At 60.2% G+C, this 19774-nt stretch carries 18 protein-coding genes and 1 pseudogene; 11 read left to right on the top strand and 8 right to left on the bottom strand.

The window, feature by feature from the left end:
• Positions 1-16: 16 nt before the first annotated feature.
• Positions 17-1018, bottom strand: a pseudogene (locus HCZ30_RS00095) (DUF11 domain-containing protein); the annotation flags it as partial.
• Positions 1019-2035: 1017 nt separating this feature from the next.
• Here HCZ30_RS00095 and HCZ30_RS00090 point away from each other — a divergent pair.
• Genes HCZ30_RS00090 through HCZ30_RS00080 form a run of 3 tightly spaced genes read left to right on the top strand, consistent with a single transcriptional unit; the run spans position 2036 to position 4978 of the window.
• Positions 2036-3082: a pyridoxal-phosphate dependent enzyme gene (locus tag HCZ30_RS00090; protein WP_167635725.1), complete on the top strand. Its 1047-nt coding sequence runs from the start codon at positions 2036-2038 to the stop codon at positions 3080-3082.
• Complete coding sequence (locus HCZ30_RS00085; RefSeq protein WP_167635724.1) at positions 3075-4238, top strand: M24 family metallopeptidase; 1164 nt, start codon at positions 3075-3077, stop codon at positions 4236-4238. The genes HCZ30_RS00090 and HCZ30_RS00085 overlap by 8 nt, the downstream gene beginning before the upstream one ends.
• Positions 4238-4978: a maleate cis-trans isomerase family protein gene (locus tag HCZ30_RS00080; RefSeq protein WP_167635723.1), complete on the top strand. Its 741-nt coding sequence runs from the start codon at positions 4238-4240 to the stop codon at positions 4976-4978. Before HCZ30_RS00085 ends, HCZ30_RS00080 begins: the two co-directional genes overlap by 1 nt.
• Positions 4979-5008: 30 nt before the next feature.
• Here the strand turns inward: HCZ30_RS00080 and HCZ30_RS00075 are convergent, their stop codons facing one another.
• A complete protein-coding gene (locus HCZ30_RS00075; RefSeq protein ID WP_167635722.1) occupies positions 5009-6298 on the bottom strand; it encodes a PQQ-dependent sugar dehydrogenase in 1290 nt (429 codons plus the stop codon).
• A 197-nt stretch (positions 6299-6495) separates the two neighbouring features.
• Between HCZ30_RS00075 and HCZ30_RS00070 the strand changes: the two genes are divergently transcribed.
• A complete protein-coding gene (locus HCZ30_RS00070; RefSeq protein ID WP_167635721.1) occupies positions 6496-6912 on the top strand; it encodes a VOC family protein in 417 nt (138 codons plus the stop codon).
• On the opposite strand, the gene HCZ30_RS00065 is transcribed toward HCZ30_RS00070, so the two are convergent.
• The 5 genes from HCZ30_RS00065 to HCZ30_RS00045 all read right to left on the bottom strand — a co-directional run bounded on the left by HCZ30_RS00065 (position 6913) and on the right by HCZ30_RS00045 (position 11538).
• Positions 6913-7965 carry an L-idonate 5-dehydrogenase gene (locus HCZ30_RS00065; RefSeq protein ID WP_167635720.1) on the bottom strand — a complete coding sequence of 351 codons (1053 nt, stop codon included), beginning with the start codon at positions 7963-7965 and terminating at the stop codon, positions 6913-6915.
• Between the two features lie 9 nt (positions 7966-7974).
• Complete coding sequence (locus tag HCZ30_RS00060) at positions 7975-9252, bottom strand: TRAP transporter large permease (protein WP_167635719.1); 1278 nt, start codon at positions 9250-9252, stop codon at positions 7975-7977.
• Complete coding sequence (locus HCZ30_RS00055; protein ID WP_167635718.1) at positions 9252-9764, bottom strand: TRAP transporter small permease; 513 nt, start codon at positions 9762-9764, stop codon at positions 9252-9254. Before HCZ30_RS00055 ends, HCZ30_RS00060 begins: the two co-directional genes overlap by 1 nt.
• Positions 9765-9832: 68 nt before the next feature.
• On the bottom strand, positions 9833-10810 hold the full coding sequence (locus tag HCZ30_RS00050; RefSeq protein WP_167635717.1) for a TRAP transporter substrate-binding protein: 978 nt from the start codon (positions 10808-10810) through the stop codon (positions 9833-9835).
• 26 nt (positions 10811-10836) lie between these two features.
• Positions 10837-11538, bottom strand: a complete 702-nt coding sequence (locus tag HCZ30_RS00045; RefSeq protein WP_167635716.1) for a GntR family transcriptional regulator — start codon at positions 11536-11538, stop codon at positions 10837-10839.
• Positions 11539-11655: 117 nt separating this feature from the next.
• Here HCZ30_RS00045 and uxuA point away from each other — a divergent pair, with 117 nt between their 5' ends.
• Genes uxuA through HCZ30_RS00025 form a run of 4 tightly spaced genes read left to right on the top strand, consistent with a single transcriptional unit; the run spans position 11656 to position 15955 of the window.
• Entirely contained in the window at positions 11656-12867 is a 1212-nt protein-coding gene (gene uxuA / locus HCZ30_RS00040) for a mannonate dehydratase (protein ID WP_167635715.1), read from the top strand.
• A gap of 2 nt (positions 12868-12869) precedes the next feature.
• Complete coding sequence (locus HCZ30_RS00035; protein WP_167635714.1) at positions 12870-14321, top strand: mannitol dehydrogenase family protein; 1452 nt, start codon at positions 12870-12872, stop codon at positions 14319-14321.
• Positions 14318-15220, top strand: a complete 903-nt coding sequence (locus HCZ30_RS00030) for a sugar kinase (protein WP_167635713.1) — start codon at positions 14318-14320, stop codon at positions 15218-15220. Before HCZ30_RS00035 ends, HCZ30_RS00030 begins: the two co-directional genes overlap by 4 nt.
• Before the next feature lie 51 nt (positions 15221-15271).
• Complete coding sequence (locus tag HCZ30_RS00025) at positions 15272-15955, top strand: GntR family transcriptional regulator (RefSeq protein ID WP_167635712.1); 684 nt, start codon at positions 15272-15274, stop codon at positions 15953-15955.
• 98 nt (positions 15956-16053) lie between these two features.
• On the opposite strand, the gene HCZ30_RS00020 is transcribed toward HCZ30_RS00025, so the two are convergent.
• Positions 16054-16776 (bottom strand): hypothetical protein, encoded by a 723-nt coding sequence (locus tag HCZ30_RS00020; RefSeq protein ID WP_167635711.1) that lies wholly within the window; start codon positions 16774-16776, stop codon positions 16054-16056.
• Between the two features lie 360 nt (positions 16777-17136).
• Between HCZ30_RS00020 and HCZ30_RS00015 the strand changes: the two genes are divergently transcribed.
• From HCZ30_RS00015 to HCZ30_RS00005, 3 genes are all read left to right on the top strand, one after another.
• Positions 17137-17460, top strand: a complete 324-nt coding sequence (locus HCZ30_RS00015) for a helix-turn-helix transcriptional regulator (RefSeq protein ID WP_167635710.1) — start codon at positions 17137-17139, stop codon at positions 17458-17460.
• 123 nt (positions 17461-17583) lie between these two features.
• Positions 17584-17925, top strand: a complete 342-nt coding sequence (locus tag HCZ30_RS00010; protein WP_167635709.1) for a cupin domain-containing protein — start codon at positions 17584-17586, stop codon at positions 17923-17925.
• 71 nt (positions 17926-17996) lie between these two features.
• Positions 17997-19631, top strand: a complete 1635-nt coding sequence (locus HCZ30_RS00005) for a sulfatase-like hydrolase/transferase (RefSeq protein WP_167635708.1) — start codon at positions 17997-17999, stop codon at positions 19629-19631.
• Positions 19632-19774: the final 143 nt, after the last annotated feature.

The following is a 19774-nucleotide window of genomic DNA, read 5'->3' as shown; positions in this document are numbered from 1 at the left end:
GTGCTATCGGCGGCGTGGCGGTGAAGGTTGCGAGGTTCTTGATGCCGACGCCAAGATCAATGTCGCTCTGGGTCAGAGCGTAGTAGCCGCTGTAGGTCCAGAGATCGCCGACGGCGAGGTTCCCATCGCCAGTGGTGCCGGTATCGGCGGTCAGGGTCGGACCGGAGGTCATCGACAGCGTAGTCGGTGCGGCTTCGTTCGTTGTCAGGGTATCGGCCAGCGAAACGCTCGACAGCGTAACGTTGCCCGTGTTCTTGACTGTGATGGTGAAGTAAACGCGGTCGCCTACTGAAACGGTGCCGCTGGCATCCTGATCGACGATATCTGAGTTATTGCCCGTCAGATAGGTCGCGCCGGAAACGGTCAGGTCGGTGACCTTCTTCACCAGCATTTCCGGCGATTGGGGAAGCGAAGTGACGGTCGGGGAACCGCTCGGTGCGGCGCCGGTCAGAACGGAAGTGTCCGTGTTACCCGCAGTCATCGATTCAATGTAGAGCGAGCCATCGGTCACCGAAGCTAGGTTCGACATGCAGCCCGCGTCGATATCGTCCTGCGTTAGAGTGTAGGTGTAGGTGTAAACCCACTGCTCGTTCGGGTTCATGGTCGCGCCCGACGTGGTGCCGTCATTATCGGTCGCAGTGCCGAGCAGCGCGGGCGTGGTCGCAGTCGAGACGACAGTCGTCGCGGTGTTGTCCGCAGCCACACGGCTCAGCGTATCCGAGACAACGACGTTGCTCAGCACAGTGTTGCCGGTGTTCGAGACGGTCACGGTGTAGGTGATCTGATCGCCCACATCGACGGTGGTGTCGTTCGCTCCGCCGACGACCTCGGTATCGAGCGCAGCGGTTTTCGAAATGAACAGCGACGACAGGCTGGCGAAGGTCGTGGACGTGACGCTGCCGGTCGATGTGGTGTTGCCAGTGGCCGAAGACTGGACGGTGATCGCGGTGCCGAGCGACGAGGTCGCGGAGACCTCTGCAATGTTGTCGACCTGTCCGGTCAGAAGGTCGCCAGACACAAGCGTGTAGGACGCAGTGTAGACCCAAGCTTCGCCCACGCCGATGATGTTGTCGCTGTCGGTGGTGATCGGACCAAACGGGCGGCTTGCGCGGACGTCGTCGAGGTAGTCGTTCAGGTCGGCGAGGTTCACAGGGTCGTTCGATCCCGAAACGCTGGACTGACCATCGACAATGTCGAGGTTCGCAAGGGTAGTCGACGTCTTCACCACGCCGTAGCTCGACGACCCGACGAGGCTATAAGTACCACCGCCGGGAATGGTCAGCGTGATGTCCTGATAGGTCGGCTGGCTGCTGTCGGGGGGGAAGCCGAAGATTTGCAGCGCGCCGCCGTCCTTGACCTTCCAGCTCACAGAGCCAGGGATCGTGAGGGTCGTCCCGCCTTGGATCAAAACGAGGTCAACGGGAATGTCGTTGCCTGTCGGCGACTCGAACTGCGATGTGCTCGAATTCTGCTAGACGAGGCTGGCCTCGATGCCCAGCGCGGCGAAGGTGCGGATGTTCAGCGCCTGACGGTTGGAGCTGCCGATGGTTCCAACAAAACCTTCTTTGAAAGGCACAGAGACGAGTTCGGCATATGCAACCGTTGCGATTGTGGAAGCAATCAGAACAACAAGCACTCGGAACAGAGAGAAGAGAGTATTAGCGACGCGGCGTATCTGAGTCGGCCCTTTGGCAAATAGACAATCAGGGCACGAGTTACTCCTCGTGCTGCACTGCGACATTTGCTCGGATGGGTAGTTTTGACCGCCTGACGCACATGTGCGAGGCATCCGCATACACGACCCTAAAACGTGCGAATGTCGTTGACTTGCCAAAATCATGCACGGAACAGCATGTTCCCAACCCACTGAATTTCCGCATCTCTCATGCGCATTTTGCGCACCCGTTAAACGCCCTACCTTTCTGAGACGGCCGACATACCCGTCGAGATTCATTGCCAGACGCAGTGACTTCCGCTTGAGTTCCAGAAACGGCACGGCTGTGTCGGTCGATCATTCCGGTGGGAGAGTGCGTTCATGTTGAAGCAATTGAAGAACCCTTGGCGCGGCAAGGGCATCGAGGGGCTGACCGCCTTTCCGCACTCGGACGCTTCCGCCGTCACGCAACTTCTGGCGCAATGCCCTGCTCACGGCGAGACGCCGCTGCTGGAACTGGATGACCTCGCCAAACATGCTGGCGTGGCTCGGATTTACGCCAAAGACGAACGCGGCCGGATGGGCCTCGGCAGCTTCAAGGCGCTGGGTGCATCGCACGCTATCGCCCGCTGCGCGTCTCGAAAGGTGAGCGGCGACGACTGGGGGACTGGGCTTTCGGGTCATACCTTCGTCACTGCGAGCGCCGGCAACCACGGCATGTCAGTCGCCGCAGGTGCCCGCGTGTTCGGCGCGAAGGCGGTCATCTACCTGTCCGAAGCCGCCCCGCAGAGCTTTATCGACCGGCTAAAAACATACGGCGCCGAAGCCGTCCGCGAAGGTGCGACCTACGAGGACAGCATGGCAGCCGCCGAAAAGGCTTCGGTCGACAACGGATGGACCTTGCTGTCGGACTCCTCATGGCCCGGCTACACCGACTGGCCCTACCGCGTGATGGAAGGCTACCTCGCCATGGCTGAGGAGGCTTCGCGCCAGATCCCCGAGCCGCCCACGCATATCCTGCTGCAAGCGGGTGTCGGCGGGCTCGCCGCTGCCGTCGCCGCCCACGCCCGCGCCACTTGGGGCGACGCGCCAGAGATCATCGTGATCGAGCCGGACGCCGCCCCCGCCCTGATCGACAGCATCGCCGCAGGCAAGGTCGTCGACACCGAAGGCCCTGTGTCGAGCATGGGCCGCCTCGACTGCAAAACGCCGTCCATGATCGCCCTCGCAGGCTTAGCTCGTGACGCGGACCGCTTCGTGACTTTGGGCGAGGACGAAGTTGCCGCTGCAATCGTAAAGCTGGCAGAAATGGGTGCGGAGACCTCCCCTTCGGGCGGGGCGGGACTGTCCGCTTTGCTCTGCGGTCTTGAACTGCCGAGCGATGCCCGCGTTCTGTGTTTCATCTCCGAAGGGCCCGTAGATGAGTGAACGCTCGCTGATCTTTCCGTCCGCGGAATACCGGTCACGGATCGACAGGCTTCAACGCGAAATGTCGGCAAGCCGCCTTGATGCACTACTGCTTACCACGCCAGCCGACATCTTTTACGTCACAGGATTTCTAACCCGTTTCTGGGAGAGCCCTGCCCGTCCTTGGTTCATCGTCGTCCCATCCAGCGGTGCTCCCATCGCGGTGATCCCGCGCATCGGCGCTGACCTCATGGGGCGCACTTGGGTCAAGGATATCCGAACATGGGACGCCCCAAATCCGGACGATGACGGTGTTAGCCTGCTGTCCGACACCATCGCGGGAGTGACTGGACCGTCGGCCCGTATCGGCATTCCGAGCGGCCTGGAAACCCACACGCGGATGCCGCTTGCCGACCTACGCAAGGTCGAACAGCTGATTGCCCCGCGCACTTTCGTTGACGGCACTTCGGCAATCCAGCGCGTCCGCGAGATCAAAACCGAAGCCGAGATTTCAAAAATCAAAGCGATTTGCCAGATCGCCGACCGCGCCTTTGCCCGTGTGCCGGAGTTTGCCACTATCGGTCGTCCGCTGGACCGCGTGTTCCGCGATTTCCAGATCGCACTTCTCGACGAGGGCGCAGACTGGGTGTCCTACGTTGCGGGCGGTGCGGAGCAGGATGGATATGGCGACGTGATCTCTCCTGCGGGACCGACACCGCTGGAGGCGGGCGATGTCCTCATGCTGGACACAGGCGCGGTGCGGGACGGATATTTCTGCGACTTTGACCGCAATTTTTCCCTTGGTCCGGTGTCGGACGCGACCCGCAAGGCGCATCATGGCCTTTGGCAAGCGACCGATGATCTGATGTCGGAGCTGAGACCGGGGATGCTCGCCTGTGACGCTCATCACATCCTATCGGACTCGTTGATACGCTATGGCGCAAAACCGTCGGGTGGGCGCTTCGGACATGGGCTTGGCATCAACCTGACTGAATGGCCCTCGTTCTCGCCCGTGGACCGCACGCCGCTGCGCGAAAATATGGTGCTGACGATTGAGCCGGGGGCGTGGGTCACCGAGGACCGCATTCTGGTGCACGAAGAAAACATCGTCCTGCGCGCGAACGGCTGCGAGTTGCTGTCCGAACGCGCGCCCTATGACATGCCGGAGATCGGATAATGGGCGAGTTTCCGTATGAGCTGGGCGACACGAGCACGCAAAAGACCTTCGGCCTGATCGTGCTCAGCGTGGACGAGACGATCGAACACGACTTTCGCCGCTTGCTGCCAGAGGACGTCTATCTGCATGTGACCCGCCTGCGCTCGGGTGACGAGCTCGGTACTGAAACCATTGCGGCGATGGAGAACCGCCTCCCTGCCGCCGCCGCGCTCCTGCCGCCCGCTGCCAATTTCGACGTTGTGGCCTATGCCTGCACATCAGCCTCGGCGCAGATCGGGCCGGAGCGGGTCGCGGAACTGGTCGGTAGTGCCTGCACCATGGCGGCTGTCACGAACCCTCTGACCGCCGCGATTGCGGCGATGCAGGCACTTGGCGTCAAGCGGCTCGCCATCGTGTCGCCATATGTGCCCGAGGTCGCGGAGCCCGTCCGTGCAGCGTTCGAGGCCGCGGGCATCGATGTCCTGCGTACACTTTCATTCGGAGAGGCAGTCGAGGCGAACGTGGTGCGGATCGACCAAGCCTCTATCCGCGCCGCTGCGCATGACGTCGTGCGAGACCTCGAAGTCGACGCCGTATTCCTGTCCTGCACCAACCTGCGCACGATGGATGTGATCGACGGGTTGGAGGCCGAACTCGGCCTGCCGGTGGTCAGCAGCAATCTCGCGCTGGCTTGGCAGATGGCGCGACTGGCGGGATTGGACCTCGCACCGACCGCACCAGGCAAGCTCGCCAAACGATGAGGGCGGGCCATTTCAGGCCCGCCCCATTTATCAGGCGGCAGTGACTCGCCAGATGATGTCACCCACGTCATCGGCCATCAGCAGCGATTTACCATCCGGACCGATGGTCACGCCGACAGGGCGGCCATAGGCCAGCTTTTCGTCGTCGGACAGGAAGCCCGACAGGATATCGCGCGACGGGCCACTCGGCTTGCCGTCCTTGAATGGAACGAAAATCAGTTTGTAGCCGCTGAGTTTAGAGCGGTTCCACGAGCCGTGCTGACCAATCACCATACCGTCGCCAAATCCGGGCAGCGTGCCTTCGGGCATCCAGCAGAGGCCAAGCGACGCGGTGTGACCGCCCAGCGCATAGTCGGGCTTGGTCGAGTTCGCGACCTTCTGCACGTCCTGCTCTACCCGGTCGTCGACGATGCGATCCCAGTAGCTGTAGGGCCAGCCGTAAAAGCCGCCATCCTCGACCGAGGTCAGATAGTCGGGCGGGGTTTCGTCGCCCAGACCGTCGCGTTCGTTGACCACGGTCCAGAGCTTGCCGGTCACCGGCTCCCACGCCATACCCACAGGGTTGCGCAGGCCCGAGGCAAAGACGCGTGCATCGTTGGTTGCGACATCCAGCTCCCAGATCGCAGCGCGGCCTTCTTCGGCCTCCATACCTTGATCGGCGATGTTGGTGAGCGAGCCGACGCCAGCGTAAATCTTGGTCTGATCGGGCGAGACGAGCAGGCTGCGGGTCCAGTGGCCGTGCGGTTTGAAATCGACGAGCTTCTCGCCCTCGCCCTGCAGCGCCGTATCACCGACCGCGAAATCGAACACGCGGATGCCGTCGGTATTGCCGAGGTAAAAGCGGTTTCCAACAAGCGCCATGCCGAAGGGCTGGTTCTGGTTCTCGACAAAGACTTCACGGATTTCGGCAGTGCCGTCGCCGTCCGCATCGCGCCAGAGCGTCACGCGGTTCGCGCTTTTGCCGATGGCTTTGACGCGGCGCATCGTGGCTTGGGCGGCGTGGTCCATGAAGGTCTTTGGCGGACCTGCCTGTTCTTTGGATTCAGCAACGAGCACATCACCGTTTGGCAGCACTTCGATCCAGCGCGGGTGATCGAGGCCAGACGCAAACGCATTGACCTTCAGGCCCGGCGCGCAGGTCGGAAGACGCCCATCTTTCCAGCCTTCGGCCGCAGGCATTTTCAGGGTCATGATGCCCTGTTTCTTGGCCTCGGGAATATCCGGCGTTGCGCCGAACGCCTGATGCGACGGCGAGCCGAGACGGCGAATAAATGCGACGGTGCCGCCAACAACGGCAGTCGCTTTTGCAATGAGTTCCATGTCCACCCCTCTTCAATTTGGGCAGAGCCTATCGGAACTTGCCGCATAACCACAACGTAATGTTGGCGCACAGATGCGGCGGCGATCCTGCTGGATCGCGCGCAAACGGGTAGCGCCGATATACAGGCGCGCTTGACGCAAGGGATGGCGGCTCCTACCAAATTCAGCAGTGACATTCTGCCAATGAGGAACCTGCCATGGCTGTCGTCCCCTATCTCTATTTCAACGGTAACTGCGAAGAAGCCATGACGACCTACGCCCGTGTGTTCGGCGGCGAGATCACAGGCATCATGCGGATGGGTGACATGCCCCAGGATCCGCCGCTGCCTGACGACGTTTCGAAGATGGTGATGAATATGCTCTACACCATGCCCGACGGCACGCGCATCATGGCGTCCGATAACTGGCAGGGCACGTCGGCGACCACCTCGAACATCTCACTGACGGTCGAATTCGACAGCGTCGAAGAAACCAAGACCGCCTATGACGCGCTGATCGAAGGAGCCGACATTCAGGAGCCCTTCGGACCGCAGTTCTGGACCGAAGCATTCGCGGCGTTCAAGGACCGGTTCAACATTCGTTGGCAGCTAACCGGCCCTTACAAACAGATGTAATTACTGGTCGAAAACCAGCTGGACCTTGACCGCGCGGGTTCTGTCAGAGGCGACCTTGATCGCCTCAAGGGCATCGCTGCCGTTGAAAACATCGGTCACAACGGGGCCGAGGTTCAGCACACGGTCGTTGATCAACCCGACGGCCTGTCCGAACTCTTTGTCGAAGCGGTGCGTACCGACGAGGTTCACTTCCTTCGCCACCAGCATGTTGAACGGCAGCGCAGTATCACCCATGACGCCGACCTGAACGATGGTGCCGAGCGGGCGCACGCAAGTCAGCGCGCTGCGGAGCGCAGGCAGTGCGGCAGAGCATTCGAACACGATGTCGAACTGGCCTTTGTCGACCTCGTAAGGTTTCAGGCCCTCGGGGTCGGACAGAACGTTGACGGTGCCGGTCGCGCCGACTTCCTTGGCAACTGCGAGAGTGGCGTCCTGAAGGTCGGTCACAACGATCTCAGACGCGCCGAAGTATTTCGCCAGCGCAACGCAGAGCACGCCAATCGGACCGGCGCCGGTGACGAGCACACGCTTGCCCGACAGATTACCCGCCACGTCGAACGCACGGGTCATGGCGCGGCGGCAGACGGCCAGCGGTTCAGCCAGCGCCGCTTCGGTCATCGGGACGCCGTCGGCGATCTTGTAGCACTGCGCCTCGCCAATCGCGACGCGGTCGCGCATGAAGCCCTGCTCGTGCGGCAGGAACATGGCCGAGCCTTTGAACCGCATGTTCATGCAGTGGTGATGTTCGCCCGCATCGCAGAACTTGCAGGAGCCGCAAGGATGCGACGGGTTCATAGCCACGACGTCTCCGACGGCAACACGGGTGACGCCAGCGCCGACTTCTACAACGGTACCAGCGGCTTCGTGACCAAGGATGATCGGCTCGCGCACGCGGATCGTGCCGATCCCGCCGTCCGAATGGTAATGAAGGTCCGACCCGCAGAACCCCACAGCGCCGATCGCCACAACGACCTGCCCTTCACCGGCGGTCGGGAGCTCCTCCGTTTCGAGACGAAGATCATTTTGTCCGTGCAGTCGAACGATACGGTTCATGGGAGGGCCTTATTGCGAAACGAGGTTGGGGAGCCACGTGCTGAAGAACGGCACGTAGGACACGAGCAGCAGCACAATAATATTGGTGAGGATGAAGGGCCAGATCGCCTTAGTGATTTGGACCAGCGAAATCCGACCGATGTTGGCACAGATAAAAAGGCACACACCCACCGGCGGCGTGGTCAGACCGATCATCAGGTTCAACACCGCGAAGGTCGCGAAGTGGAGCGGATCGACGCCAACGCCCTGCGCAAGTGCCAGCAGCGGAACAAAAAGGATGATAAGCGCGGCAATCGTCTCCATGAACATGCCGACGAACAGCAGGACGATGTTAATCAGGAGGATAACGAGGAACTTGTTATCAGTGATCGACAGGACAGAGTCCGCGATCATCTGGGGAATTCGCTCGGACACCAGAATCCAGCCGAAGACGTTCGCTAGGCCGACGAGGATCAGGATCGCGGCGGCAGAAACAGCGCTGTCGATCAGGATGCGCGGCACGTCGCGCAGCTTTAGCCCGCGATAGACAAACGCGCCGACCACGAATGCGTAGATCGAGGCCACGATGGCGGTCTCGGTCGGCGTGGCAAAGCCGCTGAGCATACCGCCGACGATCAGCACGGTCATCATGACGGCCCAGAACGCTCCGCCGAATGCTCGGGCCAGCTCGCCCCATCCCTGCCACGGCTGACGCGGGAAGTCGTTTTTCTTGGCGATGATCCACGCGGTGATCATCATTGCAACGCCCATCAGAATGCCCGGCAACGCACCGGCAAGGAACATCTTGCCGACCGAAATGCCCGAGAGCGTGCCGACGATGATCATCGGCACCGACGGCGGAATGATCGGACCGACGGTGGACGACGCAGCCGTGATCGCGGCAGAGAACGGCACCGGATAGCCCGCCTTCTTCATGCCGGGGATCATCATTCCGCCAATAGACGCCGCATCAGCCGCAGCCGTGCCGGAGATACCGCCGAACAGCATTGATGCCGCGACGTTGGTCAGACCCAGACCGCCACGCATCCAGCCCACCATCGCTTGGGCAAGGCGAACGATGCGGTTGGTAATTCCGCCCTCGTTCATCAGGTTGCCCGCGAGAATGAAGCCCGGAATACAGAGCAGCACAAAGCTGTCGATGCCCGCGTACATTTTCTGCGGAATGGTCACGAGCGGAATGCCCGCCTCGAGCAGGTAGGCCATCGACGAGATGCCGAGCGTGATCGCGACGGGGATGCCCAGCACCAGCCCCAGAACGAATAGGCCGAGAAGTAGCGCCAGTCCCATTAGTCTTCCTCCGTCCGCGTCACAGGCAGACCGTCTTCGGTTCCGATCAGCATCGAGATGACGCGTAGAGCGGCGAAAATGCCCACGACAAGCAGCATCACGAGCGATGCGGCGTGGACCCAGTTCATGTGAATGCCCAGCGCAGGCGCCGTCTGGCGCGCGCCGATCTTTGTGAAAAATTGTGCCGGTTCGATCAGGATGAACGCGAATACCGCTGTCGCAGCCGCACCGAATAGGCGGAAAGCCCAAGGAAAACGGCCCGGGAGAGATTCCGACAGGATATCCACGTTCACCAGATCACCCGACCGCAATCCGAGGCCCGCGCCGAACGCAGTAAGCCAGAGGAGTGCGAAGCGGGTAAGCTCTTCGGTCCAGATGACGGTTTTCACGACACCGGAACGTCCGAGAAGCTGAAGCACAACGGCCCCGATGATCACCAGAAACGCAGCACCGGTCGCGGCTCTGGCGATCAGGGTGCACCAGTGCGTTATGCGGATGACGAGATTTTTCATCGGACGACCCGTTGGTAAAATGCAGACAGAGGGCGCGTCGGCGCCCTCTGTAGTTTGTCAAAATGGGCTTAGTTGGCGAAGAGTGCTTCGACTTCCGGACGGATCTCGTCCGAAACCGACGACAGGACAGCGTCTTTGGCAGCGGCAGCGAATGCAGCGCTATCGACTTCGACGAACTCCATGCCGAGCGATTCAAGCTCTGCGACCAGTTCGGCTTCCTGCGCGTTGAACAGTTCACGCTCGTAGGCCTGCGCGGTTGCAGCGGCTTCCATCACGGCAGCCTGATCCTCTTCCGACAGCTTTTCCCAAGCCATTTCGGAGATGGTCAGGTAGATCCACGAACGGACGTGCTCGGTCTTGTTGACGTAGCCCTGAACCTCGTTGAAGTTCGCCGACTTGATTAGCGCGAGCGGGTTTTCCTGCGCGTCGATGGTACCGTTCTGGAGCGAGGTGAATACTTCCGAAAATGCCATCGGGGTCGGGTTCGCGCCCAGCGCCTGCCAGGTGTTGAGGAAGAGCGGAACGTTCGGAACGCGCATCTTCAGGCCGGCCAGCTCGTCGAGGTTGGTGATCGGACGGTTCGAGGTCAGGTTGCGCGGGCCGCGCGCGAAATAGGCAATCGGGCGGATGCCGACGGCTTCGATGATCTGGGCTTCGATGCGGTCACCAAGCTCGCCCGACGCGACTTCGTCCATCTGCTCCAGCGAGCTGTAGCCGTACGGGACAGCCAGCAGTGCCGCCATCGGCGCCCAGTTCTGGAGCGATTCACCGGTGATGGTCATGTCGGCGGTGCCGAGCTGCATACCGTTGATGACATCCATTTCCTTGCCGAGCGTTTCGTTCGGGTAGACTTCGACAGCAACGCGGCCGTCGGTCAGCGCCGACACTTCTTCGGCGAACTTCACCGCACCGAGGTGCCACGTGTTCTGTTCGTTGGCGGGGTGACCCAGCTTGAGGGTCACGTCCTGAGCGAATGCCGAAACGGCCATCGCGGCAGTGGCGATACCGGCGAGCATTACAGTCTTGAGAGTCTTGGCTACGATCATGGTTTCCTCCCTAAAGATCGCTTGGTTCAGGCCGTGGCCCGAGGTTCGAAATACTGCGGACATGCCTCTTGGATGGCTGGCAAGTCCGCCAAAATCATTTTCAGATGCGCACGCAGCGCGAGCTTCGCCGCGGCCGGATCGTTCATTGCGATGGCCTCAACGATGGCTTCGTGCTGTTTGATCAGGTGGTCGGTCGGCAGGCGGGTCGCAGTCAGCTGACGCACGCGGTCCATTTGGGATTTCATCCCGTCGACAACGCCCCACGCATTGCTGTGCCCTGCCCCATCCGCGAGCGTGCGATGGAACAGGTCGTCCATTTCGACAAATCCGCTCGGATCGGACGGTGCCTTTTCGCGCTGCACTTCGATCTGCTTATTCAACTCACTAACCAACGCGGAGTCTGCGCGCTCTGCACAAGCGGCGACGATGTCGGCCTCGACCGCTTCACGCACGAAACGGGCGTCCAGAACCGCGCCGATATTGATCTTGCGCACGAAGGTGCCGCGCTGGGGGCGCACTTCGACCAGACCGTCTTCGGCGAGCTTGATGAAGGCTTCGCGAACAGGCTGTCGACTCACGCCGTACCTCGCGCCGATTTCGGCTTCGGACAGGCGCGCTCCTGGCTGAAGTTCGTTGGAGACGATGGCATTCCGTAATACGCGCAACAGCTGGGGCCCGACCGGCACGGTCGGGTCTAACGTAGCAGGCTGTCGCATGAGTAAAGCCATCGTCTCCTCCTGCCGCACACACTGATACATACTTCCATACTAGTCAACATCGAGTTACGGTGATATTGAAGTTCGACACAAAACGGCGTTTGCTGAATAAATTCGGGGGAGGAGATTATGCGTCAGACTTGGCGTTGGTTCGGTCCACAGGATCGCGTGAGCATTGACGATATGATGCAGGCAGGCGTCGAAGGCGTCGTGTCGGCGCTTCATCACGTGCCCACGGGTGCCGTCTGGACCCCCGAAGAAATCGCGATCCGTCATCAGGCGATCCGAACCCGCAAAGACGGTCGTCCGTCCCCGCTGACATGGGATGTCGTCGAATCGTTGCCCGTGTCCGAGGACATCAAAAAACAGCAGGGCGACTGGAAAACGCACATTGCGAACTGGAAGCTGTCGATGCGCAATCTGCGCGACAGCGGGATTGAAGTGATCTGCTACAACTTCATGCCTGTCCTCGACTGGACGCGCACCGATCTTGCGTGGGAACGCCCCAATGGCGCCCGCTGTATGCGCTTCGACCTGACCGACTTCGCCGCTTTCGACATCCATATCCTCAAGCGCGCCGGCGCTGCCGAGGAATTCCCTGATGCCATCGTCGAAGCCGCCGCTCGCCGCTTTGCAGAGATGACCGATCAGCAAAGAGACAAGATCGCGGGAAACGTGGTCTTTGGCCTGCCGGGCGCCGCGGAGAAATTCACGCTCGAAAACGTGCGCGAACACCTCGCCGAGTATAACAATATCAGCGAAGACCGCCTGCGCAGCCATCTGATCGACTTCCTGTCCGAGGTCACGCCGCTTGCCGAAGAGCTTGGCGTCCGCATTTGCTGCCACCCCGACGATCCACCCTTCCCGCTGCTGGGACTGCCGCGCATCATGTCTACGCAGGCCCACTATGAGGCCATTCTAACCGCCGTCGATCTACCTGCAAACGGCGTCACGTTCTGCACCGGCTCGCTGGGCGCTCGTCCCGACAACAATCCGGTCGAGATCTTCAAAGCCCTCGCCGACCGCGTTCACTTCCTGCACCTGCGGAACGTGAATATCGAAGGCACCGAGGTGAAGAACTCCTTCTTCGAGGACGAACACCTTACGGGTCACACCGACATGATCGGCATGATCCAAGCCATTGTCGCCGAGGAAAAACGCCGCAAGGATGCAGGCCGCGCCGACTGGTCGATCCCAGTGCGTCCCGACCACGGTCAGGACATTCTGGACGACATCGGCCGCGATGCGCAGCCGGGGTATCCCGCGATTGGCCGCCTCAAGGGCCTCGCGGAACTGCGCGGTGTCTATCGCACTTTCGAACGCGTGATTGCTGCGGAGTGACCATGCGCCTGACATCGCTCGACCAAGTTCCGCAGTCGCTTCGCCCCGCTTACGATCCATCCGCGCATGGCGTCGGCATCGTCCACATCGGCCTCGGCGCGTTTCACAAAGCACACCAAGCCGCGCTGACCGACCTAGCCATTGCAGCCTCGGGCGGCGACTGGCGCATCCTTGGTGTTTCCCTTCGTTCACCCAAAGCGGCGGACGAACTGGCTCCGCAGCACGGCCTTTATACTTTGATCGAACGAGGCACCTCGACCTCCGCCCGCGTTATCGGCTCGATTTGCGGAGCAATCTGCTCGGCCGAAGATCCGGCACTTGCATTGGACGCTATGGCCAATCCGGCAACCAAGATCGTGTCGATCACCGTCACCGAAAAAGCCTACGGCCTCGACCGTGCGAGCGGCAGATGTGACCGCAACCACCCCGCTGTTGCCGCCGATCTGAAATCGCCCCACAAACCGCACGGCGTTCTGGGAATGCTGGTTCGCGCGCTGGATACGCGCCGGCAAGCGGGCATTTCGTCCTTCACCGTGCTGTGTTGCGATAACCTGCCGGACAACGGTCACCTTTTGCGCGGCGCAACCATCGATTTTGCGAACGATATCGACCCCGAGCTTGCGGGCTGGATCGCGGAAAAAGTTGCCTTCCCATCGACGATGGTGGACCGCATCACGCCTGCGGCCACCGCGAAAACGCTGGCAGATGCCGAAGCGCTGCTCGGCGTGGCCGACCTCGCCGCGACCGAGACCGAGCCGTTCTACCAGTGGGTCATCGAAGATAACTTCCCCCTCGGCCGCCCGGATTGGGAAGCGGCAGGCGTGATTTTCACCGACAACGTGGTCGCTTTCGAGGCGATGAAGTTGCGGATGCTCAACGGCTCGCACTCGATGCTCGCTTACGCAGGCTTCCACGCGGGCCGCACCTATGTGCGTGATGTCATGGCTGACACTGCACTGGCCAAACTCGTCCGCCGCCATCTGGATACCGCCGCCGCGACCCTGCCGCTGATCGAAGGTATCGACACCGCCGATTACGCCGACGCGCTGATCGAACGGTTCCGCAATCCCGAAATTGCGCACCAGACATTCCAGATTGCCATGGACGGCTCAGAAAAACTGCCGCAGCGTATATTCTCGGCCCTCGCCGACGCGCGATCCCGCGGGATCGATTGTCGTGCTTTCGCTTTTGCGACCGCTGCTTGGCTGCGGCACATCAGTGGCTCCACGCATGATTGCGATCCCTATGAACTTCGCGATCCGCGTGCGGCAGAACTGAGCGAAATGGCGGACGGCAAAAGCGCTGTGGAGATCGTTGCGCACATGCGCAAAGCCAGCTTCGTGAGTGAGACCGCCGCCACTGATGACGCATTCTGGGCGGAAGTGACCGAGATACTCACCGCCATGCTTACAGAACCGATGACCACCGTGATCGAGGCGGAAGCTGCGCGATGAAACGCTTTGTCTCTATCGGTGAATGCATGGTCGAACTATCGGGCGGCACCGACGACCTGTGGCGCATGGGCATTGCGGGCGACACGCTGAATACTGCATGGTACGCCCGCGCCTCGCTGCCTGACGATTGGCGGGTGAGCTATGGCACGGTCATTGGCTGCGATACGTTTTCGACCAAGGTGCCTGCGTTCCTGACCGCAAATGGCTTGCACACCGACGCGCTGTTCACGCATCCGACCCGCTCCATCGGGCTCTACGCGATTAGCCTGACGAACGGAGAGCGCAGCTTCAGCTATTGGCGCGACACCTCGGCAGCAAAGACGCTGGCCGACGATCCGGCGATGCTCGAGGCCATGACCGAGAACGCGGAGATGGTTCATATCTCTGGCATCACGCTTGCCATTCTGTCCGCCCAAGGGCGCCAGAACCTGATTGCGCATATGCTGGACTGCCGAACGCGCGGCGTGAAAATCGTACTCGACCCAAACATCCGCCTGCGCCTGTGGGATGATGCTGAAACGGCGAAGCAAATCCTCACCGCTGCGGCGCAAGCTGCCGATATCATCCTGCCGAGCTTCGACGACGAAGCCGCTCTGTTTGGTGATGCCTCGCCCCAAGAAACCTGCCAGCGCTATCTGGACGCGGGCGCAAAGACTGTCGTGGTCAAGAATGGCTCCGGCGCCATGATCGTGCATGACAACGGCAAATCATTCCCCATCGACGGGCTAGAAATGGTCGACCCCATTGACACGACGGGCGCGGGCGACAGCTTCAACGGAGCGTTCCTTGCCGCGCTCCTGCAAGGCCAGTCGATCCTCGGCGCCGTTCACGCGGGACATGCAATGGCGGCCAAGGTCGTGATGCACCACGGTGCGCTGATCCCGATGGATGCACTCTAAAGCCGATTGATCATTGCCCTTTCCCGCCCAATAGTATGGCAGGAGACAAATATGACTATCGCACCTGACACACCCCGACTGGATTCGACCAAGCCTATCGGTCCGCAGTTGGTCAATGCGCTCCGCCGCAGGATCATCCACAACGATTGGAAACCGGGCCAGCGCCTGTCAGAGTCGGAAGTCGCCTCAGACTACGACGTCAGTCGCCAACCAATCCGCGAGGCGTTCATCAAACTGCGCGAGGACGGTCTGATCGAGGTCCGCCCACAGCGTGGCAGCTTTGTCCGGAAGATCTCCAGCGCCAATGTCCTCGATGCGCGGTTTGTTCGTGAGGCGATCGAAGCGGACATCGTGCGCATCGTGGCAAATGCGCCTGATGACGATGTGATCCGCGATCTGGAGGAACTGGTCGCCGCGCAGAAACGTGCTGCCGACAGCAAGGTCGAAGAGTTCATGGCGATCGACGACCGCTTCCACCACCGCCTCGCGCTTGCCGCCGGACATGTCCACGCGTGGGAGACGGTCGAAAGCACGAAATCCCAATTGGACCGCGTGCGTCACCTGTCCTCGCAGCACTTCCCGCGCGCCAATGTCATCGCGCAGCACATTGGTATTGTCGATGCGATCAAGGCGGGCTCGCCTGATCAGGCAGAAGCCAACATGCGTCAGCACCTGCGTGGACTGATCCGCGATTTGCCGACGATCAAGGAGACCTTTGCCGACTTTTTCGAGTAGTCGGGCTGCTGAGCAAGGGGCGGACTAACTGCAAACACGAAAAAGCCACCGCCCTTGTTTGGACGGTGGAATTTGTTCATGCGAAGACTCCCAGAAGATCAGTCGTCTTCGTGATCGTCGTCGTCATCCTCGCGATCGTTGTCGCGATCATCTTCACGATCATCGTCGTTGTTGTTGTCGTCGTCATCGTGCGAGCTGGAGCTTGATGTCGAGTTATGGTCATCATCGGTTCCATTGTCGTCCGAACCATTGGTGTCGTCATTGTCGTGCGAGCCCGTGCCCGACGTGGTGCTATGATTGTCGTCGGCTCCATTATCATCGTCGATGCCACCATTGGACCCGTAAGTATCGTCGCTGTCATGGGAGCCTGAAGTGGTGCCATAGTCGTCATCCGAGCCGCCCATGTCATCGTCACTGCCTTGGCCATCATGGACGTGATCATCATCACTGCGGTTATCGTCGATGTGGTCATAGCCGTCGTCGTCCACGCCGTTGTCATCGACCTCGTTATGGTCGTCTCTACCCCGATCGTCGTCATCGCTGCGGGACTGAATAGAACCGATCATGTCGGTGCTTTCGTCTTGCCCGACAAATTCGACGTACTGCTGGAGGATCGCGCCGGTTGTATTGTCAACGAGAATCTCAATCTTACGACCGTCGACCGCATAGCCTTCGATCTTGGATTGGGTCGCACCGCGGCCAAGTTCGAAATGGGTATAGCCATCCAGAGCCAAGGTATTGATCGCGCTATCTACGCCATCAGCCATTGCAACATTTGCGGCGAGCAGAAACGCGGCGGTCGAAAGTAGTTTGAATTTCATGGGAGCCTCCTGATTACATTGCAGTCAGGATGTTTGCTTTGCCCCCTCCGGTCCATAAACTGGGGCTTATAGCGCCTGTAAAACAGCGCGTATAACCTCGGTTTATGGGCAGTTTATGCCACCCGTGACAGGCTACTGTAACCTGAACTGGAGGATACATTGCAAAATATTGTTAAAAACGCGCAGGCTCTGGCCATCTTGCTGGCCGGCATGGTCCTGTCTTTTTTGTTCTTCTTTCAGGATGTGATTGTCGACCTACGAGATCATTTTGCTTCGGGTTAGGGCTACTCTGACGGCGAACTGATTCACCTCGTTTTCGAGGCCATTGCCGTAGTTGTCCTCCTGTTCGGGATCTTGGCGATGCGTCAGTATACGGCGATGCTCACCGCAGAGAACGAGCGCAAGAAGACGCAGCTTTCCGCGCTGAAGGACGACTTCGACGACCTCATTGTGCGCAGGTTCGAGCAATGGGGTCTGACTGGCGCGGAGCGCGATGTGGCATTGCTGCTGCTCAGAGGTCTCAATACTGCTGACATCGCAAAGATGCGCTCCACCAGTGTCGGCACGGTGAAGGTTCAATCGCACAACGTGTTCCAAAAGGCAGGCGTGACATCCCGCGTCGAGTTCATGTCGCTTTTCATGGACGAATTCATTGACGTGCGACTGGGCAGCACACTGACCTGATTAGCTGCCTTCATCGGAGTAGAACCCACTGCATTCGTCGCAACGGACACAGGGATGGACAAGCACGGGGCGGTCGATCACCTTGGCGGCAGACGCCCTTCCAGACTGCAAGGAAATTCCCTGATGAGCGACGCCCTTTTCCGTATCACCACCCTCGGAGAGGTCGAACACGACGCGCCCGCTGCCGACCGTATCATCTCCGGCTCGCCGCAGTTCACTACTTGGAACGTGGAGGATCGCGACGGCCTCTATTGCGGGACTTGGCGGTCAACGCCGGGAAAGTGGCGCATCCAGTATGACGAATGGGAGTACTGCCGCATCCTCGAAGGCGTTTCGATCATCACCGAAGATGACGGCCACAGCCTAGAGCTCCGCGCGGGCGACAGCTTTGTTTTGCGGCCGGGCTTCCGCGGCACGTGGGAAGTCGTGGAGACGACGACCAAGGAGTATGTTATCCGGCTCTGATATAGCGGCGTTAGCAATCCACCACCGTTTGCATGACAAATAGAGCCAGCCGATCACCGGAGGAGCCTGCGATGAACATTCTTTTCATCATGTACGACCAGTTGCGTTATGATTACCTCAGCTGCGCGGGTCATCCACATCTGCACACGCCGAACTTCGACCGGATTGCCGCGAAGGGCGTGCGCTTCACCAACGCCTATGTGCAATCGCCGATCTGCGGCGCTTCGCGGATGAGTTTCTACACGGGGCGCTATGCGTCCTCTCACGGCGCGCAGTGGAATGGTTACCCGTTGCGGGTGGGTGAGATGACTTTGGGCGATCACCTCCGCGATCTGGGCATGGATTGCTGGCTTCTTGGCAAGACGCACATGAAGGCGGATGCCAAAGGCATGGCGCGGCTGGGCCTTTCACCCGATAGCTTGATCGGCGCGCGTCAGGCAGACTGCGGTTTTGACGCTTGGGTCCGCGACGACGGCCTGTGGGGCACGGGACCGGACGGCGATTACGACCAAAAGCGCTCGCCTTACAACGAGTACCTTAAATCCAAGGGCTATGACGGCGATAATCCTTGGGCGGACTACGCAAATGCGGGCGTCAGCAACGACCAGATTGCCAGCGGCTGGATGTTCATGAACGCGGACAAGCCTGCCAACATCCGAGAGCAAGACAGCGAAACACCGTGGCTCACCTCCGAAGCGATCCGCTTTATCGACGTGGCGAAGATGCCGTGGTGCGCCCATGTGAGCTTTATCAAACCGCACTGGCCCTACATCGTGCCCGCGCCCTACCACGACATGTATGGCCCAGAGCATATCCTGCCACCCGTGCGGAGTTTGCAGGAACTGAAAAACCCGCATCCAGTACTGAAGGCATATCACGACACCAAAGTCGCGCAGGCATTCCAGCGTGACGACGTGCGGGCCAAAGTTATTCCTGCCTATATGGGCCTGATCAAACAATGCGACGACCAACTCGGGCGCTTGCTGGACCACCTCGAAGCGACCGGACAGATGGACGACACTATGATCGTTCTGACGTCGGATCATGGCGACTATCTGGGCGATCACTGGCTGGGAGAGAAAGACTTCTTCCACGAGGCGTCCGTCAAAATTCCGCTCATCATCTGCGATCCACGGAGCAGCGCCGACGCCACGCGGGGTACCACCTGTGCCGCTCTGGTCGAGGCGATCGACTTGGCCGCGACCTTTGTGGACGCGGCTGGCGGCGAGGTGCCTGATCATATCATTGAAGGGCGCTCACTGATGCCTTGGATCAATGGCGAAGGGCCTGAAGATTGGCGGGAATTTATCATCAGCGAATACGACTATTCGGTCACCCCGCGCGCGGATGCTTTGGGCGTGACGCCCCGCGATGCCCGCATGATGATGGTTTTTGACGGCCGCTGGAAGATGATCCACTTCGAAGGCGGTTTCCGTCAGATGCTCTTTGACCTCGAAACCGATCCGCACGAGATAAACGATCTTGGCGAAGACACTGAACACTTCGACCAGATTGCGCGCCTTTATGGCTACCTAGGACAGTGGGGGCGACGCATGTCCCAACGTGTCACTATGTCAGATACAGATATACGAGCCGCACGCGGCCGTTCACTCCGCCGCGGTATTCTGCCGTTTCTTGTAGACGGAAGCGAAGTAGCCCCTGAACTGACTAAAAAGTACACGGGTTCTGCGCGGCAAAAGCATTGAGGTGCGAACGATTTACGACGTTCCCTTTGCTTTTTTGGCGGCGCTAGGTGTTACATGTCTTAGGAGTTGGTTGCGGGGGTAGGATTTGAACCTACGACCTTCAGGTTATGAGCCTGACGAGCTACCGGGCTGCTCCACCCCGC

The sequence above is a fragment of the Marivivens donghaensis genome (assembly GCF_011806565.1).
GTDB lineage: Bacteria > Pseudomonadota > Alphaproteobacteria > Rhodobacterales > Rhodobacteraceae > Marivivens > Marivivens donghaensis_A.
The sequence above is the reverse complement of the archived record's forward strand: the minus strand, read 5'-3'. Positions and strand labels throughout refer to the sequence as shown.